This window comes from Desulfovibrio sp. SGI.169, from assembly GCF_050313595.1.
Taxonomy (GTDB): Bacteria; Desulfobacterota; Desulfovibrionia; order Desulfovibrionales; family Desulfovibrionaceae; genus Desulfovibrio.
This window is the reverse complement of the sequence record NZ_JBNPLS010000001.1, coordinates 180,539-204,525: the sequence shown is the minus strand read 5'-3', so window position 1 is coordinate 204,525 and position 23,987 is coordinate 180,539. Positions and strand designations below refer to the sequence as shown.

Below are 23,987 nucleotides of genomic sequence, written 5' to 3'. Positions count from 1 at the left end.
CCCTATCGCAAAAAGCCCGTCAGCGGCGAGGAGGCTTCCGCGCCCGCGCCCCGCGCCCTGACCGCGCCCGCGCCCGCCAGCCAGGCGTTGCGCCCGGCCTCCACGGCGGCTTTGAAGGCCGCGGCCATGCGCACGGGATCGTCGGCGGAGGCGATGGCCGTGTTCACCAGGCAGGCCGCCGCGCCCATTTCCATGGCCTCGCAGGCCTGGGAGGGGCGGCCGATGCCCGCGTCCACCACCACGGGCAGTTCCAGTTCATCAATGAGAATGGCGATCATTTCCTTGGTGCGCAGGCCCCGGTTGGTGCCGATGGGCGCGCCCAGCGGCATGACGGCCGCGGCTCCGGCCTCCGCGCAGGCGCGGGCCACATACAGGTCGGGATTGATGTAGGGCAGGACGGTAAAGCCTTCCTTGACCAGCAGTTCCGTGGCTCTAGCGGTTTCATAGCCGTCGGGCAGAAGATGGCGGGCGTCGGAGATGACTTCGATTTTGATCCAGTCGCCGCAGCCCGCGGCGCGGGCCAGACGGGCCAGGCGCGCGGCCTCGTCCGCCGTGCGCGCGCCGGAGGTGTTGGGCAACAGGCGCATGCTCCGGGGAATGTGGGCCGTAATGCCCTGCTGGCCTTTCTCCACCCGGCGCATGGCCACGGTGATGACCTCCGCCCCGCAGGCTTCGGCCACGGCCGGAATCAGACTGTCGGAGCTGTATTTGCCTGTGCCGATAAACAGGCGGCTTTTCAGGGTCACGCCGCCGACCACAAAGGGATCATTCATAGCTGTCTCCGCCAGATAGTGTTGAACTTGCCGAAAAAAAGACGACGCGGTCTCCTGAGCGAATCAACCTTGGAGCGTTTCGCTTTTGAAATATGCAATTTCCAAAGCGGCGCCGCATTTCCCCGCGGAGCGGGGCAGACTCCTGAAAAAAGCGCTTTTCAGGCGCGTCCGTTTTTCGTGTGAAAACGCTAGCCGCCGCCCACAAACTGCACAATTTCAAGCCTGTCGCCGCTGCGCAGCCGCGTATCCGCGAACGCGGCGGCGGGCACGACACCGCCGTTACGCTCCACCACCACGGTTTTGGGATCATGCCCGCGCGCGTGCAGCAGTTCCTCCACGCTGACGGCCTCGGCACAGGTTTCGGTTTCGCCGTTGACGATTACATCCATGCCCAACCCTCCAGAGAACAAAAAAGCCCGCAAACCGGAACGTCTGCGGGCAAGCGGAACCTGCGTCGGCAGGTCGGCTTCCCTTCGTCAGCACTATCTGCGTCAGGTGCAGAGCCGCGCGCATGCGCGGTTCTAGGGGTCAGGGCGCGTACACCCTTTCTCAGCCATGATGGGCTCCCCCAGCCGGATGCAAAACGATAGTCCCGGCGCGGCAAGAATGCAAGGGCTCTTGCGCGGGGCCGGGGCAAAGCCGGCCGCCCTATGCCGCTGCGCTGCGCGATTTTTTCAGGCGGATGAACAGCTCGCGCAATTCCCGGCGGGAGAGGCCCAGCATCTGGGGCGCGGCCAGGCAGAGGGCCAGGCAGAGCAGACTGTACAGCACGCCGGAGATGAAGAAGCGCCCGAAAGAATCCAGATCGCCGAAGCCCAGCTCAATGGTCAGCTGGCGGCAGGCGAAGGCCAGCAGGGCCAGAGCCGCCAGGCTCCATATCTGGTGGGCGAGATTGCGCCAGAAGTTCAGGGGAATGAAGCGCGAAGCCAGCCAGAGATAAAGATTGACTGTCAGGCACTGCGCGCACACGGTTTTCAGCGCCAGGCCCACGGCGCCCAGGTTGAGGCCCAGCAGTTCCGGCGGGGCCAGCAGAAACCAGGCTGCGGCAAAGCCGTAGACGCATTCCAGGGCCGCCATATTGCGCAGCACGCGAGTGCGTCCCGTGGCGTGAAAGACTGATCCCGCCAGCTGGCCGTAAGCCTGATGCAGGGGATAGAGCGCCATGATCTGCACGGGCAGAATGGCCGCCGCAAATTGCGCGCCGCCGAAAATGTTCACCAGGGCCGGGCCTTCGGCCAGGGTGAAACAGGAAAAATAGGCCGCCACCACATAGAGCAGGGGCGCGAAGCGGGTCAGCAGGCGGGCCATGCCCGCGCGGTCCTGCCGGCCCCAGGCGATGGAAAGCTCGCGCATGATCAGGGGCGTCATGGCCGAGACAAAAAGAAAGCAGGCCATGCTGACCTTTTGGGACAGGGCGAAAAAGCCCTGTTCCGCGCTGCCGTCAAACCATTGCAGCAGCCAGCGCTCGGCGGCGAGCAGCAGAAAGGAGAGCAGGGCCTGGACGAAAAGGGGGTGGCTGTAGTCGAAAAATTCGCGGCGGTAGGCGCGCTTGCGCTCCCTGTCCAGGCGAAAATGCAGCCGCACATTCTGTTGCCGCCAGTGGCGGCGCGTGACCAGCCAGTAGCCCAGGGCCGTGGCGCCGAGCATCAGATACTGCTGGGCGAAGAGACTGTATATGTTCAGCCGGTCGCCCCAGAACAACGCGCCCAGCAGCGCCACAGCCAGCAGGGAAACAGTGGTGCGCGCCATTTCCGAAGGCACCGTGGCCCCCACGGCGTCATTCATGGAGCGCAGCACCCGGCCCCACCAGGTCAGAAAGGCCCAGAGCGCGGCCAGGGGGGCCAGCCAGAGCGGCACATCCGGCATAAGCGCCGCGCCCACCGGCGGAATCTGCATGCAGAGCGCGGCCAGCAGGCTGATAAGGGCCACCAGCAGGCTGACCCGCAGGTAAAAGCCCAGCAGGCCGGTTTCTTTCTGTCGGCGTGACAGGGCATTGTAAAAACAGGTGGAGGTGCCCATGTCCAGAAAGCCGGAAAGCTGCTGAAAAAGATTGGTGGCAAAGCTGTAGTCGCCGTACATGCGCGGGCCCAGAGCGCGCGGCAGAATGGCCTCCATGACCAGGTACACCGGCACGGAGGCCACATTGGCCAGCAGCTTGAAGGCATAACGGCGGGCCAGAGTGGGCGTGGAGCTTTGCATGCGGGCAATTTACACATTTTCGCGCAAAGCCTAAAGGACTTTCGCAAGCTCTTTGATGATAATGATTTTACTGGATTTTTTACTTGATTCCGCCGCCGGGGCGGCCCGTCGCCGCGCGTGTTTACGGGTTCGGGCTTTTGCCGTATGACAAGACGTTGCCCGTTGCGCCGCGATTGCGCGGGGTCGTGTGTTTTTTACCCTAAAGGATTGCCGTCATGGATGATGCACGCAGCAAAAAGATGAAGAGCGGGCTGGAAAAAGCGCCGCACCGTTCCCTGCTCTACGCCCTGGGCCTGACCAGGGAAGAAATGGAACGCCCCCTGGTGGGCGTGGTCAACGCCGCCAGCGAGGTGGTGCCCGGCCACATGCACCTGAACACTCTGGCCTCGGCCGTCAAGGCCGGGGTGCGCCTGGCCGGCGGCACGCCCCTGGAATTTCCGGCCATTGCCGTGTGCGACGGCATCGCCATGAACCATGAGGGCATGCGCTTCTCCCTGCCGTCGCGTGAATACATCGCGGATTCCATTGAAATCATGGCCAGGGCCCACGCCTTTGACGCCCTGGTTTTCATTCCCAACTGCGACAAATGCGTGCCAGGCATGCTCATGGCCATGATGCGCCTGAACCTGCCTTCGGTGCTGGTTTCCGGCGGGCCCATGCTGCCCGGCAATCTGGGGCCGCACACGCGCGGCGACCTGATCACGGTTTTTGAGGCCGTGGGCCGGGTGCGCAGCGGCACTCTGAGCGAGGATGAGCTGGAGCGCATGGCCGAGCGCGTCTGCCCCGGCTGCGGGGCCTGCGCGGGCATGTTCACGGCCAATTCCATGAATTGCCTGGCCGAAACCATCGGCGTGGCCCTGCCCGGCAACGGCACCATCCCGGCGGTGAGCGCGGCCCGCGCGCGCCTGGCCAAGACCGCGGGCATGCGGGTCATGGAGCTGCTCAAAAACAACATCCGCCCCCTGGACATCGTGACGCCCGAATCCGTGGCCAATGCCGTGGCGGTGGACATGGCCCTGGGCTGTTCCACCAATACGGTGCTGCATCTGCCCGCCGTGTTCGGCGAGGCGGGACTGGACATGGGGCTGGAGGTTTTTGACGAAGTCAGCCGCAAAAGCCCCAACCTTTGCAAGCTTTCCCCGGCGGGCAGGCATTTCATGGTTGATCTGGATAATGCCGGGGGCATCCCGGCGGTGATGAGCGAGCTGGACAAGCTGGGCCTGATTCACAAAGAGTGTCTCACCGTCACCGGCAAAACCGTGGGGGAAAACCTCAAGGCGCTCAACGCCCGCATTGAAGATACGGACGTGATCCACCCCATCGGGCAGGCCTATTCCAAACAGGGCGGCATCGCCATTCTGCGCGGCAGCCTCGCGCCGGACGGCGCGGTGGTCAAGCAGTCCGCCGTGGCTCCGGAAATGATGCGCCGCGATGTGCGCGCCAGAGTTTTCGAGTCTGAAGAGGACGCCATGCACGCCATTCTGGACGGCAAGATTCAGCCCGGCGACGGCGTGGTCATACGCTATGAGGGCCCGCGCGGCGGACCGGGCATGCGCGAAATGCTTTCGCCCACCGCGGCCATTACCGGCATGGGCCTGGGCAAGGATGTGGCCCTGCTCACTGACGGCCGTTTTTCCGGCGGCACCAACGGCGCGGCCATCGGTCACATCTCGCCGGAAGCCGCTGACGGCGGGGTAATAGCCCTGGTGCGCGAGGGCGACATGATTCGCATTGATATTCCGGGCCGCGGGCTGGATTTGCTGGTGGACGGGGCGGAGCTGGAAAAACGCCGGGCCGCGCTGGTTCAGCCCGGGAAGGACTGCCCCTATCCGGTGCTGCGGCGTTACGCCGCTCTGGTCAGCTCGGCGGCCAACGGCGGACGTTATAAGGAAATCTGAAACGCTCCTTTCGGAGCGCGGCAATGGGCAGACGCCCGTCTTGCGGATGCGCGCAAGGCGGGCGCTTGCCGCGCGCGGAAAGCGCCGCAACTGAGCAGAAAATCACGTTTCTTGGCGAACGATCTTCATAGTTCCGCCCTTGGCCGAATTATGAAACGGTTTCCAGACATCAAAACCGGGGCAGACGGTACATCCCGGTTTTGGGCTTGCTCCCGGCGCGGGCTGTCCGTTGCGCTTCGCGCGGAGCGAGCGACGCTTTTCGCTTCATATCAATATGCATGCCGCCCGCGTGTGTCCGCGTCGGCATTTTCCTCCGTGTCGTCCACCAGCCTGAGATCGCACAATCGGGGGGCGTGCGCCAGGGCGAAGCGGCGCACCCTGGCTTCCCACTGGCGGAACTCTCTGATCAGTTCCGCACCGGCGGGCGTAAGGCGATGGCCGCCGCGGCGGTTGTCGCTGCTTTCCACCAGGGGGCGGCCCAGAGCTTCCTCCATCTTTTTCAGTCTGCCCCAGGCCAGCCGGTAGGACATATTCATGCTTTCGGCGGCCTTTTTCAGCGAGCCCAATTCGGCCATGCGGCGCAGAAGCTCTATGCGGCCCTGGCCAACCATCTCCTGACCGTTCTTGCCGGCGGGGTCGCCGTCGGCGCGGGTCAGCCATATTTTCAGATGCATGCGCGCCTTCACGGGCATGGCGGCCTCCCTGGCGTTTACTTGAATGTGGCCACGGCCCGGCCCTGTTTCAGGGCCACCCGCCCCAGCGGCAGGTCGCGCCACCAGAGCGCGGCCTCCCGGCCCGCAAGCCCGGTCTGGCGGCTCTGGCCGGAAAGCAGGGCGGTCACATCCGCTATGTCGTCCAGCACCAGAGACGCGTCGGGCCGGGGCGGCTGCGGCAGCAGGCGGCGCAGACGCGGGGCCGGGCTCAGCCGCCCGCCGTTCAGCCGTCCCAGTAAAGCGCCCTGCCAGATGAACTCCGGCGGCAGCAGTTCCCTTGCCAGGTCGGGAATGAAGCGGACGTGTTCGCCGTACAGCGCCGCCCGGCCCGGCGGCAGCAGCGCGGGGTCGCAGCAGGGGCCGGCCAGGCGTTCCGGGGCCAGGGGGCGGCCGCTGTCCTTCCCGCCGCGTCCTTTGCGGAGGGCGTCCGCGGCGCGCGACGCGGCGCTGGCGGCCCCGCGATCCGCCTTTTTACGCAACAGGGCCAGATAAAAACCCTGAGCCTGGGATTTTTCGCCGTCCACCCGCAAGGTGCCCGCGCCGCCGGAGCGTTCTTCCCAGACAAAGCCGGGAAAGGGCGACAGCGTTTCGCGCGCAAGGCCCAGTTCTTCTTCAGCAAAATGAACCTGCGCCTCGTTTTCCGCCTCGTTGGTGGTGCAGGTGGAGTAGACCAGCCGCCCGCCCGGCGCGAGCAGGGAGGCGGCGCGGCGCAGCAGGCGCTGTTGCAGGCCGGTCAGGCTGTTCAGCTTGTCGCCCTGCCAGAGCCTGAGCACGCGGGGATGTTTTTCGGCCGTGCCCCAGCCGGAGCAGGGCGGGTCCAGCTGGATGGCGCTCCAGGAGGCCGGAAACAGAGGAAGATTTTCGCCGTTGTGGGAGCATGTGGCGGCCTGAAGCAGATTGCACTGATGCAGATTGGCCCGCAGGGTGCTCAGGCGCGCGGGCGTGGGCTCGTTGGCCAGCACAAAGCCGGAGGGGCCTGTCAGTTGGGCCAGAAAACCGCTTTTGCTGCCCGGGCTGGCGCAGACGTCCAGCACGGCTTCGCCCGGCTGCGGGGCCAGGGCCAGCGGCGGCAGCATGGAGGAGCGATCCTGAATATAAATATAGCCGAAAAATGCCGCCAGAGAAGCGCCCAGAGGCCGGGGCTCGCAACAGAGACGGCGGCAGAGGGGAGAAAAGGGCTCGGGCTCGAACGCATAGCCCTGAGCGCGCAACAGGGCCTCCACCAGGGGGATGAGCCGGTCTTCGCAGACCAGGCGGAAGGAGCGGGAATGCTGTCTGGGCATGGCTCTAACGGCGCAGGCCGGCGGGCAGGGCGAAATAGGCCCGCGCCGCCAGGTCGAAAAGGGAGCCGGGCAGAAAACTGGCCCACCAGAACAGGCGGTACTTGCGCGACAGCCCGCGCCAGGGGGCCATAACGGCGCGCGCCTCGGCGTTGCGGCCCTCGCGCCAGAGGGCCACGGCCTTCTGAAAGGCCGCGCGCCGCGTCAGCAGGGCCGCCAGTTCGGCGTGTTCCGTATCATAGCCGGGATAGATGCGGCGGTGCTTGTCCAGAATGCGCAAGGTTTCATCCGCGAACTGACCGAACTTGCGGAATGTGGTGTTGGCTCCGTGCACCCGCCAGAGGGTCAGGGGCTCGTCCACATAATCCAGCTCCCAGTCATGGGCGATGCGGTAAAAAACATCGGCCTCCTCACAGACGTTGAGGCTTTCGTCAAACCAGCCGCCCGCCTGTCCCCCGGCCTCCGCCGCCAGGCTGTCCAGAGCCTCACGCCGGATCATGGCCGAGGACATGGAAATCCACTGCCGCTCCATGAGCGCGCCGAAAACCATGCCGCGCGCGGGCCGGGCCTCGGCGAAAAGGCGCTTGAGCGTGCGTCTGCCGTCAAAAATCTCCGTATCCGTACAGACCAGCCCCACCCGCGCGTTGGCCTCAAACAGGGCCACCTGTTTTTCCAGCTTTTGCGGGCGCCAGAGATCGTCGCAATCCAGAAAGGCCAGATAGCGGCCGCGCGCCCGCGCCAGGGCCAGATTGCGCGCCGCGCCCAGGGGCACGGTTTTTTCTCCGCGGAAATAACGCAGCCTGGGGCCGCGGCTTTGGGCGATGGCCGGGCTGTCGTCCGTGGAGCCGTTGTCCCAGAAAATGACTTCAAAATCCCCAAAGCTCTGGGCCATGAGGCTGTCCAGAGCCGCGCGCAGGTCCCGCGCGCTGTTCAGGCAATTCATGATTACGGAAACGGTGGGAACACTCATGCCCTGATGTCCTCCGAAGCGTTGGCGGAAACGCCCAGGCTCCGCGCCCGGCGAAAGACCCAGTATTTGCAGAGCAGATAGACAAAAACCGGCGTCAGAACCACCGCCGCGGGCATGGCCAGTTCATAGCCCAGGCCCAAACGAACCAGCAGCCAGATAATGCAGGAGTTGCAGCCCAGGCCCATGGCCTGGGTGGCGGCGAAGCGCGGCAGCATGGCCCGGTGGCCGCCCCTGGCCTGGAAGGTCCAGAGGCTCTGCCCCAGATAGGAAACGGCAAAGCTGATCAGGTAGGCCAGAGCGTTGCCCGCCAGCAGGGGCATGGCCCAGGCGTTTACGAAAAGCAGGCCCAGAAGGGCGTAGCACAGGGTCGCCGCGCCGCCCACCAGGCCAAAGCGTATCCAGCGCCGGGCCAGCAGGTTCCGCGCGAAACGCCGCAAATCCTCCCAGGCGGGAACAAGGCCGGTCATAGGGTCTTTTCCACAATATAGCGGGGCCGACGCCGCACTTCGGTAAAAATTTTGGCAATGTATTCGCCCATGACGGAAAGGCAGAACAATTGCACCGAACCCAGCAGCAGCGCCACGATCATCAGGGACGTCCAGCCCTGGATGACCTCGCCCTCCAGATATCTGAAAAACGAAAACACGCAGCAGATCAGGGCCGCGAGCATGCAAAGCAGGCTCATAAAGCCCGCCAGGCGCAGGGGCGCCGCGCTGCAGGAGGTGATGCCCTTCCAGGCGAAGGACAGCATTTTCAGCAGGGGATATTTGCTTTCTCCGGCCTGCCGCGAAAGCCGGGAATAATAGACCTTGTCGGTTCTGAAGCCCAGCGTGGGGAAGAGCCCGCGCAGAAAAAGCGTCTGCTCCTCAAAGCCCCGCAGGGCCTCCAGCACGGGGCGGGATACCAGGCGGTAGTCCGCATGGTCCGGAATCAGGCGCACGTTCAGCCAGCCCATGAGCCGGTAAAAAAAATGCGCCGTTCCCCGCTTGAAGGCGGTATCCGCGCTGCGGTCGTTGCGCACGCCGTAAACAATGTCGCAACCTTCCGCATAGCGGGCCAGCATGTCCGGGATAACGCCAATGTCGTCCTGAAGGTCGGCGTCCAGGCTGATGATGCAGTCCGCGCCCCATTGGCGGGCCGTGTCCATGCCGGCCCAGACCGCGTTCTGATGCCCCGCGTTGGCCGCGAAACTGACGCCCCGGCAGAAAATATCCTGGCGGTGGCGTTCTTCAAGCAATTGCCAGGTTCGGTCGCGGCTGCCGTCATCCACATACAGGGCATAGCTTTCGGGCCGGATCAGGCCCTGCGCCTTGCAACGCTCCAGCAGCGCCGCCAGGGCGCTCAACGTGCGCGGCAGGGTTTCCTCCTCATTGTAGCAGGGGATGATCAGAGCCAGCAGAGGGGCGGGGCGGGCGGGCATGACGACTCCTTCAGAAATGGCGGAACAGACCTGGGCGGAAGCCCTTATGCCGACACGGCGCGGGCCAGAGCCGCGCAGACCTTTTCCGCATCTTCCGGGCTCAGGCCGGGGTGCAGGGGCAGGGTCGCCAGTTCCGCATAAAGCCGCTCGGCGACCGGCAGATTCACGGCGCCGCCGCCAAAAAAGCTCAGCAGATGGTTGGGCTTGTAGTGCACGCCCGTGGGGACGCCCTCCCGGCTCAGGGCCTCCTTGACCGCGTCCTTGCGTCCGTTGAGGATGCGCACGGGCAGAATGTGCGGCACGATGAAGTCTTCCGGGTCGGCGCGCAGCAGGGACACGCCCGGCAGATGGCCCAGACGTTCGGCGTAGAGGGCGGCCAGAGCGCGCCGGGCCGGAATGAATTCGCTCTCCAGCCGGGAAAGCTGCACCCTGCCGATGGCGGCCATGAGATTGCTCATATGATACCGCCAGCCCTGGCGCTTGACGTCGGGATTCCAGGAGCGCGCGCCGGCGAAACGCTGCCGCGCGTCATTTTCCACCGAGAGCAGGCGCGCGTCCGAGGCCAGGCGCGCCGCCTCGGCGTCAAAGGCCACCAGGCAGCCCCCCTCGCCGGAGGTGATGTTTTTGATGCCGTCAAAACTGAAGCAGACCATATCTCCGAAACTGCCGATTTTGCGCCCGTGGTGGCGGCAGCCGAAGGCGTGGGCCGCATCCTCCACCACGCGCAGCCCCTTGCGCCGGGCAAAGTCGTAAACCTCGTCCAGGCGCCAGGGATTGCTGGCGTAGTCCACGGGCATGACGGCGATGGTGCGGGGGGTGAGGCGCTTTTCCGCGTCCCTGATGTCCAGGGTGCCGGTTTCGGGCAGCACGTCGCAGGCCACGGGCACGCAGCCCGCCGCCGTCACCGCCTGGAAAGAGGCCACAAACGTCAGCGACGGCACCAGCACTTCAGCCGGGCCGCCCGTGACGCGGCTCTGGGCGGCCACGGCGTCCACAGCCAGATGCAGCGCCGCCGTGCCTGTATTGGTGGTAACGATCTGCTGTGGCGCCACGCCGAGATAGGCGGCCAGCTCTTCTTCAAACAAGCGGGTTTCATTGCCCATGCCCAGATAGCCGTCTTCAAGAATCACCCGGCTGACGGCGCGGGCTTCGGCTTCACCCACAATGGAACGCGAAAGACGCAAAGTCATGGCGGCCACTCCCGCGAATTGCAAAGGTTCTCCGGCGGCGGCATGCCCCCGGAGAACCCTCAGGATATCCTCTATCGCCGGCAGGAGCAAGCGCCGGGCCGGCGGCGGCCACGGCGCGTTCCCCGACGTCGAGCGGTTCGGGCCGGAATGGGAGAAACCCTCGCCCGAAAAGCGGCTTTCGGCGCGGGCGCGTTGCGCGCGCGGCCGCTCGGGCGTGGGCTATGCGCCGCTCAGGTCAATGTCGCAGAGCAGATTGTCCAGCTCCAGCAGAATCAGCAGCCGGTCATTCAGCTTGCCGATGCCGCGGATGTATTCGGAACCGATGCCGGCCACCACCGGCGGCGGATCCTCCACCGTGCTGGCCGGAATGCGCAGCACTTCGGAAACGCCGTCCACCAGAAAGCCCACGATTTTCTGTTCCAGCTCCATGACAACGATGCGGGTGCTGCTGTCGTGCTCACGGGCGGGCATGTTGAAGCGGGTTCGCATGTTGATGACCGGAATCACCTTGCCGCGCAGATTGATGACCCCTTCAATAAAGGCCGGCGCATGCGGCACCATGGTGATCTGCATCAGGCGGATGATCTCCTGAACAGCCAGAATGTCCACACCGAATTCTTCCTCGCCGATGCGGAAGGTGACCAGTTGGATCAAATCGCCGTCGTGCTCGTCATGCCCCTGGCGTTTCACGCCGTCCATAGCCTGACTCATGGCAAAACCTCCTCAAGCGCGGCCCGGACACGCCGCGTGTATCCTTCTCTATCGACCGCAACGCAAAAGACTTGAGAGCGCGTTCAGCCCCAGCTTTCCGCCAGGGCGCGCTCGTCCGGCTCCAGATAATCCAGCCAGAGCCGGCGCATGGTTTCAAAATGGTTGATGCGCAAATCGCTGGCCCAGGCGCTTTTCGTATCCCAGGGCTTGGGGCCGTGAAAATGCACGATGTGCGCCGCATCCGCGCAATCAGGCTGATACGGGGGCAGGTTCCAGCGGCCCTCCAGGCGGGTGATGCGCTTGCCGAAAAAATAATTCAGCAGGGACTGGTCCAGATTGCCGATGCTGCACACATTCTGGAGGGAAAAGGCCAGAAAGTGGTCGATCAGGCCGCGCCGGCGCAGCCGCGCCAGATTGAACAGGGCCACGCCGCTGGAAAAGGTCCAGATGGGAAAAGGCATGGGCACGGTGTAGCGCCGTTCGCGAAATGTGTAGGAAAGCGTTTCATGCTCGTGGTAAAAAGGGGCCGTGTGTTCACGCGCCATACCCATGTACGGAGGCGGCGGCCCGCTGAAAAGTTCGTCCAGGGGGCGGTGAAACAGCACGTCCGAATCACAGTAGAGCACGGTTTCGTCAGAGGCCAGTTCCGGCACCAGCGCCAGCTCCAGCTTGAGAAAGCAGCCGATGTTGCGATGGGTTTCGGGCGGCAGCGCCTGGCGGCTGAGGCGGGGCCGGTAACGGGCCAGCGGCACCTTTTCGCGCGCCAGCCCCTCCAGCACCTCGGCCTTGTCCCCCGCGTACACGCAAAGGCAGGGAACAGCGCCGCCGTGCAGGGCGCGCAACGAACGCGCGGCCACCTTGAGCAGCAGCAGATAACGCGGGTTGTCATCAATGCAAAAGACGACTTTCATCCGCGTCCCCGCCCGGCTGATGAAGCCGCGGCGCAACACCCCGGCGCGCCAGACCGCGCCAGGCCGGACGCCTTGACACTGGTTCGCACCATCATACACTGTCTCCCGACCGCCATGACGCGCTCCCGGCGGCCTTCTTGATGTCTTTGGCTGAGTACCATAGGCTGCCGAAAAAATCATCTTCCAAACCATCGCCGCAAGCGGCGGTGGGCCCCGGTTCACGCCGGGCACGGTGACGCCATGCCCGTTTCCTTCTCCCGCTGTGTTCCGCATCTGGCCCTGCTCGCGGCCATGTGCGTCTGGAGCACCTCCTATGTGGCCCTGCGCGTCGCGCTTTCGGGCCTGACGCCCCTTCAGGCCATGTCCGGCCGCATGCTGGCGGCCAGCCTGGTTTTTCTGCCGCTCTGGCCGCGCCTGTTCCTCGATCTGCGCCGACAGGGCCATTGGGGAGCCTTGCTGCTGATGGGCTTTTGCGAACCCTGCTGCTACTTTTTGTTTGAAACCCACGCGCTGCGGCTGACCACAGCCTCACAGGCGGGCATGATGGTCAGCCTGCTGCCCCTGATCGTGGCCGGCGTGGCCTGGGTCATGCTGGGCGAAAGAGTCGGCGGGCGGGTCTGGCTGGGCTTCGGGCTGGCCGTGGGCGGGGTGGTCTGGCTTTCGCTGGCCGCCTCGCCGGCGGACAATGCCGCAAACCCTCTGCTGGGCAATGCGCTGGAGGCTCTGGCCATGCTCTGCGCCGCCTTTTACACGGTCATCGCCCGGCGGCTTTCCCCGCTCTATACTCCCATGCAGATCACGGCCGCGCAATCCGGCCTGGGCATGATTTTTTTCTGCCTGCTCCTGCTTTTTCTGCCGGAGAGCGATCTCCCCGTTTCCCTGGGCCTGGCGCTGCCCGACTGGGCGCCCTGGGCCGCCGTGCTGTATCTTGGCGGCTGCGTGACCTTCGGCGGGTACGGATTGTATAATTTCGGGGTCAGCCGTCTTTGCGCCGGACAGGCCGCCGCCTATACCAATCTGATTCCGGTATTTACGCTGCTCTTCGGGGTGGGTCTGCTGCATGAGGTTTTTTTGCCTTCGCAGTATCTGGCTTCGGCCCTGATCATTGCCGGGGTGCTGCTCAGTCAGTGGCGGGAGCTTGCGGCGGAGCGGGCGACATAGCGCCGGATGGCGAAAAAGAGGCAAGCCGAAGCATGCGCGCCGCGGCTTGCCCGGGATGCTGCCCGTCAGGGGCGGGCCGGAGGTCAGGCCTGTTTCAGCAGGCGCGTCCAGTCGGCCAGCGCCCGCATCAGCGTGCTCACCTGCCTGGCGAGGCCCTCGTCGATGAGGTCGCCGTCGGCGTTAAAAGACGGTGAAAAAGCGTTGGAAAAGAATTCCGGCCTGTTCAGCGGGCGCAGGTTCAGGTAAACGCAGATCTGGCGCATATGGTACTGGCTGCGCGCCGTGCCCATGCCGCCACCCGCGCCCAGCAGGCAGGCGGGCTTGCCGCTGAGCGGGGCCAGATCGGGTTCGCGCGAGAGCCAGTCCAGCGCGTTTTTCAGGGCAGGCGCCATGGAATAATTGTATTCCGGGCAGGCCAGCACCAGAGCGTCGGCCGCCGTGACCTGCGCGACCAGTTCATGAACCGCCCGGGGTTTTTCCAGGTCCTCATTATAAAACGGCAGGGCGGCAATATCCGCAATTTCCATGCGCACGCCTTCCGGCAAGCGCGACGCGCAACAGCGCAGCAGACCCTTGTTGCGCGAGGCGCGGCGCAGGCTGCCTGTCATGCCGACAAAGGTAAGGTCTTTCATCAGCTTGCTCCTTGGCTATATGATATGCGGCTCATGCGCCCGGCCATACCTGGGCGGACAATCCGCTTGCGGCCTTGAAGACTACCTGATTTTTCTGAGAAAGCATACCGACTTGCGGCGGCCATGCCCGGCAGGGCGAAACCCGCCGTGGGCGCTCAGGCCCGCTGCCCCTTGTCCCGGGTTTTGTCCTCAAACTTTTTCTTGTTGACCACCACCCGTTCGTGCACGCCCTCTCCAATGAGCCCCACTTCATCGTAGGCCGCCACGGAGAAGGTCAAACCTTTGCCGTTGGGCGAAACCGCGGTCAGCTCCGTGACAAAGCGAACCTTCATGCCGCACGGCGTGGCCGCCAGATGCGAAACATTGACGCGGGTGCCCACCGTGGTCTGACCTTCTTCCAGCAAATCCTGCACCGAGGCCACGGCGGCGCCCTCCATGCCTCCGATCATCATGGCTGTGGAATACACACTGACCAGCCCGCTGCCCACCTCGCTGGCAAGAAGCTCCTTGCTGACGGTGATTTCCGACTGGCCTTTCAAACCCACCTGTAGCGCTGTTTTCATCCGTTTCCTCTCTGGGTGAAACTGTTTATGTCAGAGTTTGTGTTCTTGTCCGGCGGGAGGCATCCTGTCAAGAGCAAAGCCCCAGACCGGGGGGCCGCCCTTCCGCAACAGAATCTCAGAGGCGCGTCTCTGCCGTGGCCTGGCATAGTGGCAGGCGATGCTTGCGCCTTGCGACGGCCAGCTTTCGCTGCCGGCGGGCGCATAAAAAAAGACGTCGCACCGCCGGAGCGTCATGCCCGGCAATGCGCGTCTTCATCAGGCTCAGGGCTCATTAAAAGATACGTTATGGATTTTGCTTGTCGGTAAAGGGAGATACCTGCGCTCGCCGCCCGAAGCGCGGCGCGGGGCTGTCGCCACAAGAATTCAAAAAAAAACGGGAATCTTTTTGCGCCGGGAAGGGAATGGGCGATTTCTGGAGAGAGTGTAACTCATGCGCATGACCTACAAAAATCGCACAGTGGCGCGGCCAGCGCCAAAAAAGCCGTTTTTGACGGACCACTGTGGCGGAACACAACCAGCAATACCCCTGACCAACTGCCGGGGAGACAGCCGAACTATAAATATAATTCATTGATATTAATATATATTTAAAAATTGTGCTTTTCCTGTTGCCCCCAAAGTTGCCCCCAATTTTTTACGCTGCTCCACTGGCGGGGTCACTCCATTTTTGGGGCGTGGCGGCGGGGGGAATACCCGGCAAAGGTGGAGGGCTTCCTCACCGGGGTCATAATCTAATTACGACCTTTCCCTTCCCCCCAAGTGTCCCGCTTGTCCCGCTTTGACGTAGGCCCGGCAAAAGGGGAGGGTGCTTCCCCTGTCGTGGCCGTCATTTCAACGCCCCTGTAATCATTGACCATTCCCCGGCGGGAACGACGCCCACAGGGGCCATTACGGGCCAAAAAACAGCCCCCGCCGCAAAGGGCAGGGGCTTGGTTGTGGTGGGCAGTGAGGGGCCTATTCCTTGCCGGGGGGCAAGCCTATGAGTTTGCGGAACTCATAGGCGAAGGGCATTTTTTCAAGCGCATCCCATCCGGCACGATTCAGAATATCAAGAAGATGGGCAAGGCCGGCAAGCCCATCCGCTGAAAGGGAGGCGTCGTCTCCTGCCTTTTCCAGCAATTCCCGCAGGGCGATAAAGGAATCCAGAACGCCCTGCATGCGGGTAAATCCGTCATGATAGGCTTTCGCCTTCTTCTCCCTGGCGTCAAGGCAAAGCGCGCTACACATTGTCCGCCTCCGCTTGCTTCCCGCTTGCTTCGGGCGTGGCGGCGGGCATGATTTCCATGATGGTGTCCACGGCTTCGGCGAACACATCAGAGAACTCTTCATGTCCGGCGCTGTATGCCTTGCTCTGGCAGTCCAGCAGTGTATCCACGATGCCCGCAAGGTTTGACCTCAGTACGGGCATGGTGACGTGGTAGCCGTCATAGGCCAGATAATTCACAGTGGGGCGGGTCTGAGCCGCGTTGCGGGTGGTGTTATTCATTGCCCGCCTCCACGTCTTCGCAGTCGTCCATCCCTTCCGGCAGTTCAACTTCCCCATTGGCGGCGAGGACAAGAAGCTGGGCCATGAGCAGGGCTTGCCGGGCAATGGCGTCCACGCCGTTTTGCACGGACTGACACATGCTGTCCAAAACCTGTTCCATGTGGTCCATAGCGACCGCCCATGCCCGCACATTGGACGCCGCCGGAATTTCCGCCCGAAGCGGCTTCATCGCGTATTTCAATTCACTGACGGCCTTCCAGAGATTTTCGGCGGCCTTGTCCACGGCGGTGCGGCGCGCATACAGCGGGGGCAGATACTGCAAGCATCCGGGTTTGACCGTTTCCGGCAGGGGAGCGGGTTCCGGTTCCAGCTTGTCGCTGAGCTGTTCCATCAGGGATAGCAGGCGTTCCCTGGTCTGTTCCGGAGTATGCGCTTGCGCCTGCCCGGTCAGCCAGGCCACGGCGGAAGGGTAGAGCGCCGGGGTAATGCCCTTGATGCCTTCCACGCCCAGGGCTTTGGGCAATTGGTGAAGGAGCTCGTTGCGGCGGCGGTTCCGCTCTTTGCCCTTGAGGCCGTCAAGACGGGCTTCGATCAGGGCGCGGATGGCGGCGCGCTGGTTTTGGGAAAGGGTTTCGCTGTTGACGTGGGCCGGGACGTTGTGTTCAATCGTGTGAGCCATACTTGCGTCCTCCACTGGCGCTTGGGTGGTTAGGCCCGGCAAGGGAATGGCCTTTCTCCTGCCGGGCTGTTTGAGTTATTCGGTTTCGTCGTCTGCTTTGCCTCCACCTGCAAGCCATTCGTCTATGGCTCCGCGCGTGGTACGCCATTCTCGACCAGCCTTGCGGCCACCTATGGCGCCACTTTGGAACAGCTTCAAAGCAGCATTTCTCCCTATCCGCAGGTATTCCATGACCTCTTCCAAGTTCAAAGGGCGAGCGGCCCGTTCTTCGTCTGTTAATGGTGTCAAATCTTATCCTCCTTATTTAGCTCCATCCAGACGCAACCAAACTAATCTTTTGGGGTTGACAAGTCAATAAAAATACCAATAAAAATGAAAAATAATAAATAAGTATGAATAAGTTTACATAACACCCCTTATGAGTCATGTCCTCCAAAAAATGTTCAATGGTTCCGCCTGTTTCACAAAACACGCCGCGCACAAAAAATTATCGTGACACGATGTTATCGCAGAGTGCTATTCGCATTCCGTGAAACATTTTGCCCGGCAAGAGGATGGCCCCGGCATGGACAGCGTGCCGCCTCCACCAGACCAATGGCCGCTTTCTCCGGGCGGCCTTTCTTTTGCTCTGCGGGGTACTGGTCGGGGGTCAGAACAGTTCTGACCCTTTTCCATTCCTTGCGCGCGTACTGGTCACCTGACCGGGAATTTGTTTCAGGTCAGCCAATTTGCCCCGGAAATGCCCTTCAGGGCCACGAAAATAAAAAAGCCGGGACGATGCCCGGCAAAGGGTGAAATACGCCTGAACGTGGCGGCGGTCATGCCAGAGATGCCAGAAATCCCGGCAAGGGAAGGGAAGCTTCCCGCATGGCGACAGCGAGGGCCATCTTTGCCGCATGGTGAGCATCCTTCGCAGGCCCGTAATAGCCTTTCGTCAACGCCTCCAGCTGGGCGTCCGTAAGTTTGGAGCCGCAACGCTCGAACACGGCGCGCCACTCCTCCAGCTTGGCGCAGACTGTCCCGTACAGTTCGCCACGCTCGCGCTTGTCGAACACTTCCCCGACAAGGTGGCTGAACTGGTCTGCATCCAGGACATCCCGCAACTCGTCTACAGCCATCGCCGCTATGACACCCTCCAGCGGAGTTTTCCCGTCGCGCCCTCCCTGCCGGGCTTCCAATGCCTCAATGCGTTTGGTCAATCCGTTCTGCATGCTCATTCTGCTTCTCCAGTGCGCTGATGCGCTGTTCAAGTTCCGTAAGCTCAAGCGCCTTGCCGTGCGCCGTCACAAGAGACGCCAGCGCGGCGGCCTGTCCCGTTTCCAGCTCCCCACGCGCCACAGCCCCAAGAATGGCGGCGGTGAGACGCGAAAGATCGGCGGCCCCTTCCACTTCCGGCAGGGCAAGGGAAAGAGGCCGCTCCTTCCTTGCCGGGCATATTCTCTCCAGACAGAGCTTGAGAGCTTGCACATTGCCTTGTAGCGCCAGTTCCACCGCAGCCCTGGTCAATGCCTCGGCTTCACCGTCCAGAAGCGCCTGTGCGGCGATTGTGGCCCGATTCAGTGCCCCCGTGGGGCGTCCCTTTGGATTGCCGGACTGGCCGGGTCGGAATTGGGTCGTTCCCTGTTTTTTACCTGTTTTTTCAGGTGGCATGACTCATTGCGCCTCATAAAAGCTCGTCAAGCGCGTCGTCCACTTCACAAAGCAAGGCATCAATTTCCTCATAACTGTAGGTGTTCATGGGAAACAGATGTTGCGGGAGCGTGATGCTTTTGCCCGACGCCTCATTGATAATGATTGTTATCGGAGTCCCCATAGCAGTAAAAAAATCACCTTCAGGGGTCTTTTTCGATTCATAGCTAAAAGCAGGCACTACCTTGATATTCTCAATCGTGGTTGCTATTGCCTCCATTGCGAATGCGCAGCGCCGCCTTTTATCGTTAGAAATGCCACCATACAGGTCAAACAGTCTATCCAAAACTTCCTTTACGTTCATTTTGCAGCTCCTTTTGGCTTGCAATTTGTGTCCTTTCCAGTTTCGAAAACCATCTGCATATGCGCTCAAGCGCGGCTTGTTCCCTTGCTGTGAGCCCTTGGCTATGGCGCTGGATTTCACGCCTCCTATGGGCCTTTCCGGCCCGTTTTTCGGTATTCGTGGCGACGGTCATGCCACAGCCTCCCCGTGCGCCCTGACAATGGAGCGCCACCGCCGCCGCGCCCCCTCCAGATATTGCCGCAAGAAACTCCAGGTCACATATTCGGCGGCGGCCCGGCTTCCGGCAAAGAGGAAGGGCGCACGATAGCGGGCCATGAAGGCAGCCACGCTCTGACATGCCGCATGCGGATTAAGGCGGCTGCGGTATCTGCCGCCGGCCAAATCGACCCAGGCCGCTTCAACCACCACGGCGAAGGCGTCCAGCGCCGCGCCCCGCTGCAACTCCCGTTCAAAGCGCTCCCGCTCCCGGCCAAGGCACTGCACCAAGTCTGACAGCTCCTTGCGCTCCACCGCCACGCGGTCGGCCAGTCCGGCAAGGGAGTAATCCCCCACGGTCAGCGCCCCGGCTTCCACCTCCACGCCCTCATAGCGCGGCCCAGCGAAGGCAAAGGGGCGCTGTTCCCTACTGTCCACAAGTATCAGCATGCGGCGGCCTCCTTCACATTGCCGGGGCGGCAAAAATATTCGTATCCCTCAACCCAGCAGTGCCTGATACTTCCGTCAGCGGGCAGGGCCATATCCGCCAGCAGGGCCTGCCAATGGCCCACGGCATAGCGCAGGGCCGCTTGCTTCTCACTGGCTGGCACGCCCGGTGCGAAGCACAGCACCACGGACGCGGGCCACTCATCCAGCACCAGCGGATTGCAATTGAAATGCTCCACCAGATGCCAGAGCGTGGGCCAGGGTTTCGGCCTGCCGGGAATGGGGAAGACATGGCCGGCGGAAATGCCGCCGCATTTGCGCTTTTTTATGCTGGACATGCTGGACGTGCTGGACAAGCCTACAGCCGCAACGCTTTGCAGCCGTCCAGCAATTTTGTTGCTTGCTGGACATGCTGGACGGATCTCTGCCGGTGAGGTGAAAACATCAATCCATGACATCAAAGCCACCTCCAAAGAAGAGGACATAGCAGCGTTTGCGCCCGAAGCCTGGCAAATCAAAAGGGGGCCTGCGCGTATAGCTGCGGCTGTCCCCAGACAAGAGCATCCCCCTGTCCAACAAAACTGAAGCGGCCCGCCTGTGGTTGACCCCTTTGCAGACTTCCGCCCTGAAGCTCTCAGGCAGGATATAGAGCTCTATGCCGGCCCCGACGTTGCGGCGGAAGCCCACTCGGTTAATGCAGGTGGCGTCTGGATTGTCCACGTCCTGAAAGCGGCTTGCCCCGTGCTGTTCTATGAATAAGTTCACTTGAGCAATGATGGCGTCATCCTCCGCCGCTCCGGAACCGCCACGCACGGCAAGCCACGCATCAAAGCAGGCTTTTACGGCTTGCAGCGCTTCACCGTTGCCCCAGGGGAGCAGTTTCCAATCAGTAGCCATTTCCCCCGCCACGGCACAGAGCAGGAAACGCCGCGCCACTCGCTGGACCTGTCCGGATGCCTCCGCAGGGCAGAGAATGGAGAGGCCGGCATCCAGGGCGGCATGCAGTTGGGCGGCGGTATCGGGAGTTTCTAGAATCTTGCTGATGAAGAATCGTGCTGCATGGCCGTAATCCGTGGCGGCGGCGTGTCTGAGGGCATCGGCAAAGGCGCGGGGGGATTCGTGCCCGTGCAGGTCTTCAAAGATGCCCATGCCCGCGCCCGCATCAGCAGGTACGTCAATCAGGCGCACCATCTGACCCGCCTGAACGCGCCCGCCTTCTTCGGCGATTTTTTCGGCAAGCCCTTTTTCGCCAGTGGACAAAATCATGCACCGCCACGACCTGACAGCCCGCGCGCTTCCGTCCTGGCTGGCTCTGGCCTTGCCCATACCGTTTGCCAGCATGTAGGCCGCCTCCTGAATGGTACGGCCAGGGGCTTGCCCGATTTCATCAAGACACAAGGCGGTGTCGGAATGGAGCGCCGCCAAACCTTCAAGCCCGTTAGCCGTGGATCTCCAGTTCTGCACATAGCCGCCCGCAGACGTGCCCTTGCCCCATACACTGCCTGCGGACACAAGGGCGGTTGTTTTGCCTGTGGAGCTTTGCCCCATCCAGTTGAAGCCCCCGGATTCCTGCCCGGTTGTCTCCAGAAGTGGCGCGGCCAGAGAGGCACATACGGCCAGCATAAGTCGGCTGTTACCCCGCGTCCATTCTCCTATGGTGGAGCGCCAGCCCTCCAGAGAACCCGCCATGCGGAAGGGATTGTGCGCGGCCTGCACCTGCAAAACAATCCGCTCGTTGTCCAGCATGTCCAGCAGGCCAGCATCGTTGCTGGACGACTGGAAATCCTTATGCCCATAGGCTTGTCCAGCATGTCCAGCACGTCCAGCAAAATTCTGGACAATAGCGTCGGGAAAGACGAACACGCCCCGATGCCAGCCCGTGCGTGGAACACACCGTGCCCGGCGCGTTGTTCGGTATTCGGTCAGGAATCTATAGAAGAGATTGCGCGTCCTTTGGCCTGACGCAAAACGCCAACCTCATCAGCTAGGCGGGCCAGCACGGCGGAACTGTCACGCCCGGCCAGCATGGCCTTGGGCATGGCCCAAGTGTGCAGGTTGCCGTCATCATCCGGCCACTCCAGCAGCAGCCCCCAGGCATTGCCGTTTTCATCCCTTGTAGCCCCAAGCACGGACAGCAGACCGCCGACCCATGTTTCCACGGGGTCGCCTTCTTCCTTTGTCTCCACATGCCAGAGGCCCGGCAGTGAGCCGCCCTTGCGGATACTGAAGCCAGATGGCAATTTGTCTTCCGGAACTGGCGAACCTGCTTCCAACGCCGCCTCCACCACAGTCCGGACGGCCTCAAGAGAGCGCAGGCGGTGCAGGTCGTTGAAGTCCGTTGCCTTGCCGTCATGCGCCGGGCAGACGGCCAGCTTGCCGCCCACGGCCCGCGCGGCGGCGGTGGCCGCCTCTATGCCGGGATTCCACGGCGTACCATCGGGTTTGACGGTTTCGCAGTCGTTGTCCGCGCAAAGCATGATTTCCCGCTCCGGATACCGCGCGCGGGCCATGCGCGCCACGGCTTCCAGATTGCCACAGTTGAAGGCCACAAGACAGGCATGGCCGGTGGACAGATGCAGGCTTGCGGCGGTGGCGTAGCCCTCGGCAATGAGCAGGGGGCCGTCCTTGCCGCCGTCACTGGCCGGGATGCTGAAGAAGCCGCCCGCCGTCCCGCCGCCCTTCAGAAAGAGCTTGTCCGGGCCGCTGGCTGGCTTTTCCGGCAGGATGAATTGTAGACTGACAATCTTCCCCGCAGCGTCCCGCACCGGGACAATCAGCCGCCCGTCTCTGGTCAGGCGCAGCCCAAGGGCGGGCACTTCCTTGCGCTGGGCGTATGGGTGGGCATCCGTGGCCGGAGGCGCGGCGTTCCAGATGGAGCGGGCCAGCCTTGCGGCGGCGGCATGGTGCCTTTCCTGCTCCGCCTGCCGGGCGGCCTTGTTAGCGTCAATGCGTTCCCGCAGGGCTTTGCGTTCGGCGGCGGTCAGTTCATTGTCCGCCTTGCCGCAATATGTGCCCTCCGCGCCGCTGCGCCAGTTGCGCCACCATGCGGAAGCCGGCCCGTCAAGATGGACACTGTACGCGCCATCCTTGCCCCGCTCCTTGCCGGACACGCCGCAGCGGTGCAAAGCGCCGTCCGCCTGAAGCGAGTCGCCGGGCGCAAGGCCATCCTTCACCATGCGCGCCATGATTTCTTGCAGAAAGCCGGTGGTCATGGCAGCACCTCCACGCTATGGAACTCCCGGCAGGGTGAGGGCCGCTTTTCCCCGGTGAAGCGGCATAACCGCCGCAGCCCGCCGGAAGGCAGACGGACTTCATGAAAATAGATGCAGGAACGGCAGGAAGCAGGTTGCGCGCCGGGGCGGATTCCGGCAGAATGGACGTCAGGGAAATTCGTTTTTTCCTTCCCCCTATTTGCCGCCCGGTCCCCCGCCGGGCGGTTTCGGTTTTTCTGAGGGGCGGCCATTACTCCGCCCCCTTGGTGGCTTGGGAACCCATGCGCTCAATCAGGGCGCGGATGTCTTCGGCACGGTACACCTTGACGCGAGAACTGAAGGCTATGGGCCGGGGGAACTCTCCGGAATTTACCCCCTTATACCACCGTGTTTTCTTTATGGGGATGAACTTCAATACATCACTCAGGCGCATGAAGCCGGTTTCCGGCAAGACGGGAATGTGTTGTGACATATATCCTCCAAAGTTCTGTTGCTCAGTACGGACGTTCGCGAACTTTGAAGGAAGGATACACAACGGGAAGTGCAAAAAAAGAGGGGAAACCCTAAACAGTTTCCCCGGAAAACTATTAAAAACCCTCAATATGGTGAATTTTAACGGTATTAAAACGGCACCAATTCATCATCTTGTTTTTTGGGTCTCCCCGGCCCGCTTTTTAGATGCGAAGGGAATTCTTGCCAAGCGATATTCTCCACAACGCCAAGGGGATTTCTAAACCCTTCGACACGATTTTGCATAAACCGCAAAAAATCGTTTTTAGTAATAGGTGTTGGGTATGACATGGTTATGTATGTAGCAAAGGTTTTTGCAAGGGCACGGCATGAATGCTGCCAGCGTTGAGAATTTATTGGACCTTCCGTATCAATATTGATTGTTTGCTGCTCCAGTTCAGCAATGCGAGTATCCTTTTCTTTAATGGTTTCTTCAAGTTTTCTTATTTTTTCTAGTGCTTCTTCAAGACCGGCAATTGTTTGAGGTATACCCTCTGTTTGGCTTTGAAACAAAAAATCTGGAAGTTCATTGCGAGGTAGTGCAGAATTTTCTAACCATTCTTTAGCCTTATCAAGACGCAAACATTTACGGCTCCATGCAATATTTTCATTTCCTCTAAAATTTCCTAGCTCGTCGCATACTTCTACTCGGTTGTCGTTTATTGCATCAATAATAAATCTTATTCGAGGCTCAAGGCATGGAAATGCATCATTCCTTATAATAAGGCTGCCCATAGCTGTTGAACCACCGCAACAAAATGAGGTATTTAATATTGTTGGTAATTCCTCTTCCGTTGCCCCACACCACAAAGCCGCAAATTCTTGAATAGAACGGATAGTGACATATCTTCTTATGGAGGTACAATTATCATGGCTTTGCATATTTTGCCTCCTTGTAGGCAATTCCTTGAAGTATCCCCCGGCAGGGCGGCAAGGGTATCCGCCTTTTCGACATGGTTCATGACGCCATGCCTAGCCGGGGAAATCTGAAATCCGTGTCCTGTCCTCCGCAGCATTCGCGCGGGCGTCTATGCCTTTTTACGC

General features: G+C 62.0%; 28 protein-coding genes. 2 read left to right on the top strand and 26 right to left on the bottom strand.

What is annotated here, in order from left to right; translation table 11 throughout:
- Positions 1-2: 2 nt before the first annotated feature.
- From ACQRA4_RS00955 to ACQRA4_RS00945, 3 genes are all read right to left on the bottom strand, one after another.
- A complete protein-coding gene (locus tag ACQRA4_RS00955) occupies positions 3-773 on the bottom strand; it encodes a thiazole synthase (RefSeq protein WP_427821200.1) in 771 nt (256 codons plus the stop codon).
- A gap of 188 nt (positions 774-961) precedes the next feature.
- Entirely contained in the window at positions 962-1,162 is a 201-nt protein-coding gene (gene thiS / locus ACQRA4_RS00950; protein WP_427821199.1) for a sulfur carrier protein ThiS, read from the bottom strand.
- Positions 1,163-1,421: 259 nt separating this feature from the next.
- Complete coding sequence (locus ACQRA4_RS00945) at positions 1,422-2,972, bottom strand: lipopolysaccharide biosynthesis protein (RefSeq protein ID WP_427821198.1); 1,551 nt, start codon at positions 2,970-2,972, stop codon at positions 1,422-1,424.
- Between the two features lie 215 nt (positions 2,973-3,187).
- On the opposite strand from ACQRA4_RS00945, the gene ilvD reads away from it, so the two are divergent.
- Entirely contained in the window at positions 3,188-4,870 is a 1,683-nt protein-coding gene (gene ilvD, locus ACQRA4_RS00940) for a dihydroxy-acid dehydratase (protein ID WP_427821197.1), read from the top strand.
- A gap of 269 nt (positions 4,871-5,139) precedes the next feature.
- On the opposite strand, the gene ACQRA4_RS00935 is transcribed toward ilvD, so the two are convergent.
- The 8 genes from ACQRA4_RS00935 to ACQRA4_RS00900 form a co-directional block, all read right to left on the bottom strand.
- A complete protein-coding gene (locus ACQRA4_RS00935; RefSeq protein WP_427821196.1) occupies positions 5,140-5,562 on the bottom strand; it encodes a winged helix-turn-helix domain-containing protein in 423 nt (140 codons plus the stop codon).
- A gap of 17 nt (positions 5,563-5,579) precedes the next feature.
- The gene (locus ACQRA4_RS00930; RefSeq protein ID WP_427821195.1) at positions 5,580-6,866 is read right to left on the bottom strand and encodes an RsmB/NOP family class I SAM-dependent RNA methyltransferase; all 1,287 of its coding nucleotides are present in this window, start codon (positions 6,864-6,866) and stop codon (positions 5,580-5,582) included.
- A 4-nt stretch (positions 6,867-6,870) separates the two neighbouring features.
- On the bottom strand, positions 6,871-7,833 hold the full coding sequence (locus tag ACQRA4_RS00925) for a glycosyltransferase family 2 protein (protein ID WP_427821194.1): 963 nt from the start codon (positions 7,831-7,833) through the stop codon (positions 6,871-6,873).
- Complete coding sequence (locus ACQRA4_RS00920; RefSeq protein WP_427821193.1) at positions 7,830-8,300, bottom strand: GtrA family protein; 471 nt, start codon at positions 8,298-8,300, stop codon at positions 7,830-7,832. Before ACQRA4_RS00920 ends, ACQRA4_RS00925 begins: the two co-directional genes overlap by 4 nt.
- Entirely contained in the window at positions 8,297-9,253 is a 957-nt protein-coding gene (locus tag ACQRA4_RS00915) for a glycosyltransferase family 2 protein (protein ID WP_427821192.1), read from the bottom strand. Before ACQRA4_RS00915 ends, ACQRA4_RS00920 begins: the two co-directional genes overlap by 4 nt.
- Before the next feature lie 44 nt (positions 9,254-9,297).
- Positions 9,298-10,443: a DegT/DnrJ/EryC1/StrS family aminotransferase gene (locus tag ACQRA4_RS00910; RefSeq protein WP_427821191.1), complete on the bottom strand. Its 1,146-nt coding sequence runs from the start codon at positions 10,441-10,443 to the stop codon at positions 9,298-9,300.
- A 219-nt stretch (positions 10,444-10,662) separates the two neighbouring features.
- Entirely contained in the window at positions 10,663-11,154 is a 492-nt protein-coding gene (locus ACQRA4_RS00905) for a chemotaxis protein CheW (protein ID WP_427821190.1), read from the bottom strand.
- Positions 11,155-11,237: 83 nt separating this feature from the next.
- Positions 11,238-12,065: a glycosyltransferase family 8 protein gene (locus ACQRA4_RS00900; protein ID WP_427821189.1), complete on the bottom strand. Its 828-nt coding sequence runs from the start codon at positions 12,063-12,065 to the stop codon at positions 11,238-11,240.
- Between the two features lie 240 nt (positions 12,066-12,305).
- Here ACQRA4_RS00900 and ACQRA4_RS00895 point away from each other — a divergent pair, with 240 nt between their 5' ends.
- On the top strand, positions 12,306-13,226 hold the full coding sequence (locus ACQRA4_RS00895) for a DMT family transporter (protein WP_427821188.1): 921 nt from the start codon (positions 12,306-12,308) through the stop codon (positions 13,224-13,226).
- 83 nt (positions 13,227-13,309) lie between these two features.
- Here ACQRA4_RS00895 and ACQRA4_RS00890 read toward each other — a convergent pair whose 3' ends face one another.
- From ACQRA4_RS00890 to ACQRA4_RS00820, 15 genes are all read right to left on the bottom strand, one after another.
- Positions 13,310-13,858, bottom strand: coding sequence for an NADPH-dependent FMN reductase (locus tag ACQRA4_RS00890; RefSeq protein WP_427821187.1), 549 nt, complete (start codon positions 13,856-13,858; stop codon positions 13,310-13,312).
- Positions 13,859-14,013: 155 nt separating this feature from the next.
- Positions 14,014-14,421, bottom strand: a complete 408-nt coding sequence (locus ACQRA4_RS00885) for a thioesterase family protein (RefSeq protein WP_427821186.1) — start codon at positions 14,419-14,421, stop codon at positions 14,014-14,016.
- 954 nt (positions 14,422-15,375) lie between these two features.
- On the bottom strand, positions 15,376-15,648 hold the full coding sequence (locus ACQRA4_RS00880) for a hypothetical protein (protein ID WP_427821185.1): 273 nt from the start codon (positions 15,646-15,648) through the stop codon (positions 15,376-15,378).
- Entirely contained in the window at positions 15,641-15,907 is a 267-nt protein-coding gene (locus tag ACQRA4_RS00875) for a hypothetical protein (RefSeq protein ID WP_427821184.1), read from the bottom strand. The genes ACQRA4_RS00880 and ACQRA4_RS00875 overlap by 8 nt, the downstream gene beginning before the upstream one ends.
- On the bottom strand, positions 15,900-16,586 hold the full coding sequence (locus ACQRA4_RS00870; protein WP_427821183.1) for a hypothetical protein: 687 nt from the start codon (positions 16,584-16,586) through the stop codon (positions 15,900-15,902). The genes ACQRA4_RS00875 and ACQRA4_RS00870 overlap by 8 nt, the downstream gene beginning before the upstream one ends.
- A 75-nt stretch (positions 16,587-16,661) precedes the next feature.
- A complete protein-coding gene (locus tag ACQRA4_RS00865; protein ID WP_427821312.1) occupies positions 16,662-16,829 on the bottom strand; it encodes a helix-turn-helix domain-containing protein in 168 nt (55 codons plus the stop codon).
- 575 nt (positions 16,830-17,404) lie between these two features.
- Positions 17,405-17,797, bottom strand: a complete 393-nt coding sequence (locus ACQRA4_RS00860) for a hypothetical protein (protein ID WP_427821182.1) — start codon at positions 17,795-17,797, stop codon at positions 17,405-17,407.
- Positions 17,769-18,236, bottom strand: a complete 468-nt coding sequence (locus ACQRA4_RS00855) for a DUF5681 domain-containing protein (RefSeq protein WP_427821181.1) — start codon at positions 18,234-18,236, stop codon at positions 17,769-17,771. The genes ACQRA4_RS00860 and ACQRA4_RS00855 overlap by 29 nt, the downstream gene beginning before the upstream one ends.
- Before the next feature lie 13 nt (positions 18,237-18,249).
- Complete coding sequence (locus ACQRA4_RS00850) at positions 18,250-18,579, bottom strand: hypothetical protein (protein WP_427821180.1); 330 nt, start codon at positions 18,577-18,579, stop codon at positions 18,250-18,252.
- Positions 18,580-18,747: 168 nt separating this feature from the next.
- Positions 18,748-19,224, bottom strand: a complete 477-nt coding sequence (locus ACQRA4_RS00845; RefSeq protein ID WP_427821179.1) for an ERCC4 domain-containing protein — start codon at positions 19,222-19,224, stop codon at positions 18,748-18,750.
- Positions 19,218-19,559, bottom strand: coding sequence for a hypothetical protein (locus ACQRA4_RS00840; RefSeq protein ID WP_427821178.1), 342 nt, complete (start codon positions 19,557-19,559; stop codon positions 19,218-19,220). Before ACQRA4_RS00840 ends, ACQRA4_RS00845 begins: the two co-directional genes overlap by 7 nt.
- A 106-nt stretch (positions 19,560-19,665) precedes the next feature.
- Positions 19,666-21,084, bottom strand: coding sequence for a DUF927 domain-containing protein (locus tag ACQRA4_RS00835; protein ID WP_427821177.1), 1,419 nt, complete (start codon positions 21,082-21,084; stop codon positions 19,666-19,668).
- Between the two features lie 59 nt (positions 21,085-21,143).
- Complete coding sequence (locus tag ACQRA4_RS00830) at positions 21,144-22,433, bottom strand: DUF927 domain-containing protein (protein WP_427821176.1); 1,290 nt, start codon at positions 22,431-22,433, stop codon at positions 21,144-21,146.
- 250 nt (positions 22,434-22,683) lie between these two features.
- Positions 22,684-22,905, bottom strand: a complete 222-nt coding sequence (locus tag ACQRA4_RS00825) for a helix-turn-helix transcriptional regulator (RefSeq protein ID WP_427821175.1) — start codon at positions 22,903-22,905, stop codon at positions 22,684-22,686.
- A gap of 149 nt (positions 22,906-23,054) precedes the next feature.
- Positions 23,055-23,825: a hypothetical protein gene (locus tag ACQRA4_RS00820; protein WP_427821174.1), complete on the bottom strand. Its 771-nt coding sequence runs from the start codon at positions 23,823-23,825 to the stop codon at positions 23,055-23,057.
- Positions 23,826-23,987: the final 162 nt, after the last annotated feature.

Excerpts from the sequence above, each read along its gene's own strand:
- ACQRA4_RS00955 (WP_427821200.1), bottom strand. The coding sequence starts at position 773 with ATGAATGATCCCTTTGTGGTCGGCGGCGTGACCCTGAAAAGCCGCCTG.
- thiS (WP_427821199.1), bottom strand. The coding sequence starts at position 1,162 with ATGGATGTAATCGTCAACGGCGAAACCGAAACCTGTGCCGAGGCCGTC.
- ACQRA4_RS00945 (WP_427821198.1), bottom strand. The coding sequence starts at position 2,972 with ATGCAAAGCTCCACGCCCACTCTGGCCCGCCGTTATGCCTTCAAGCTG.
- ilvD (WP_427821197.1), top strand. The coding sequence starts at position 3,188 with ATGGATGATGCACGCAGCAAAAAGATGAAGAGCGGGCTGGAAAAAGCG.
- ACQRA4_RS00935 (WP_427821196.1), bottom strand. The coding sequence starts at position 5,562 with ATGCCCGTGAAGGCGCGCATGCATCTGAAAATATGGCTGACCCGCGCC.
- ACQRA4_RS00930 (WP_427821195.1), bottom strand. The coding sequence starts at position 6,866 with ATGCCCAGACAGCATTCCCGCTCCTTCCGCCTGGTCTGCGAAGACCGG.
- ACQRA4_RS00925 (WP_427821194.1), bottom strand. The coding sequence starts at position 7,833 with ATGAGTGTTCCCACCGTTTCCGTAATCATGAATTGCCTGAACAGCGCG.
- ACQRA4_RS00920 (WP_427821193.1), bottom strand. The coding sequence starts at position 8,300 with ATGACCGGCCTTGTTCCCGCCTGGGAGGATTTGCGGCGTTTCGCGCGG.
- ACQRA4_RS00915 (WP_427821192.1), bottom strand. The coding sequence starts at position 9,253 with ATGCCCGCCCGCCCCGCCCCTCTGCTGGCTCTGATCATCCCCTGCTAC.
- ACQRA4_RS00910 (WP_427821191.1), bottom strand. The coding sequence starts at position 10,443 with ATGACTTTGCGTCTTTCGCGTTCCATTGTGGGTGAAGCCGAAGCCCGC.
- ACQRA4_RS00905 (WP_427821190.1), bottom strand. The coding sequence starts at position 11,154 with ATGAGTCAGGCTATGGACGGCGTGAAACGCCAGGGGCATGACGAGCAC.
- ACQRA4_RS00900 (WP_427821189.1), bottom strand. The coding sequence starts at position 12,065 with ATGAAAGTCGTCTTTTGCATTGATGACAACCCGCGTTATCTGCTGCTG.
- ACQRA4_RS00895 (WP_427821188.1), top strand. The coding sequence starts at position 12,306 with ATGCCCGTTTCCTTCTCCCGCTGTGTTCCGCATCTGGCCCTGCTCGCG.
- ACQRA4_RS00890 (WP_427821187.1), bottom strand. The coding sequence starts at position 13,858 with ATGAAAGACCTTACCTTTGTCGGCATGACAGGCAGCCTGCGCCGCGCC.
- ACQRA4_RS00885 (WP_427821186.1), bottom strand. The coding sequence starts at position 14,421 with ATGAAAACAGCGCTACAGGTGGGTTTGAAAGGCCAGTCGGAAATCACC.
- ACQRA4_RS00880 (WP_427821185.1), bottom strand. The coding sequence starts at position 15,648 with ATGTGTAGCGCGCTTTGCCTTGACGCCAGGGAGAAGAAGGCGAAAGCC.
- ACQRA4_RS00875 (WP_427821184.1), bottom strand. The coding sequence starts at position 15,907 with ATGAATAACACCACCCGCAACGCGGCTCAGACCCGCCCCACTGTGAAT.
- ACQRA4_RS00870 (WP_427821183.1), bottom strand. The coding sequence starts at position 16,586 with ATGGCTCACACGATTGAACACAACGTCCCGGCCCACGTCAACAGCGAA.
- ACQRA4_RS00860 (WP_427821182.1), bottom strand. The coding sequence starts at position 17,797 with ATGCAGAACGGATTGACCAAACGCATTGAGGCATTGGAAGCCCGGCAG.
- ACQRA4_RS00855 (WP_427821181.1), bottom strand. The coding sequence starts at position 18,236 with ATGCCACCTGAAAAAACAGGTAAAAAACAGGGAACGACCCAATTCCGA.
- ACQRA4_RS00850 (WP_427821180.1), bottom strand. The coding sequence starts at position 18,579 with ATGAACGTAAAGGAAGTTTTGGATAGACTGTTTGACCTGTATGGTGGC.
- ACQRA4_RS00845 (WP_427821179.1), bottom strand. The coding sequence starts at position 19,224 with ATGCTGATACTTGTGGACAGTAGGGAACAGCGCCCCTTTGCCTTCGCT.
- ACQRA4_RS00840 (WP_427821178.1), bottom strand. The coding sequence starts at position 19,559 with ATGTCCAGCATAAAAAAGCGCAAATGCGGCGGCATTTCCGCCGGCCAT.
- ACQRA4_RS00830 (WP_427821176.1), bottom strand. The coding sequence starts at position 22,433 with ATGACCACCGGCTTTCTGCAAGAAATCATGGCGCGCATGGTGAAGGAT.
- ACQRA4_RS00825 (WP_427821175.1), bottom strand. The coding sequence starts at position 22,905 with ATGTCACAACACATTCCCGTCTTGCCGGAAACCGGCTTCATGCGCCTG.
- ACQRA4_RS00820 (WP_427821174.1), bottom strand. The coding sequence starts at position 23,825 with ATGCAAAGCCATGATAATTGTACCTCCATAAGAAGATATGTCACTATC.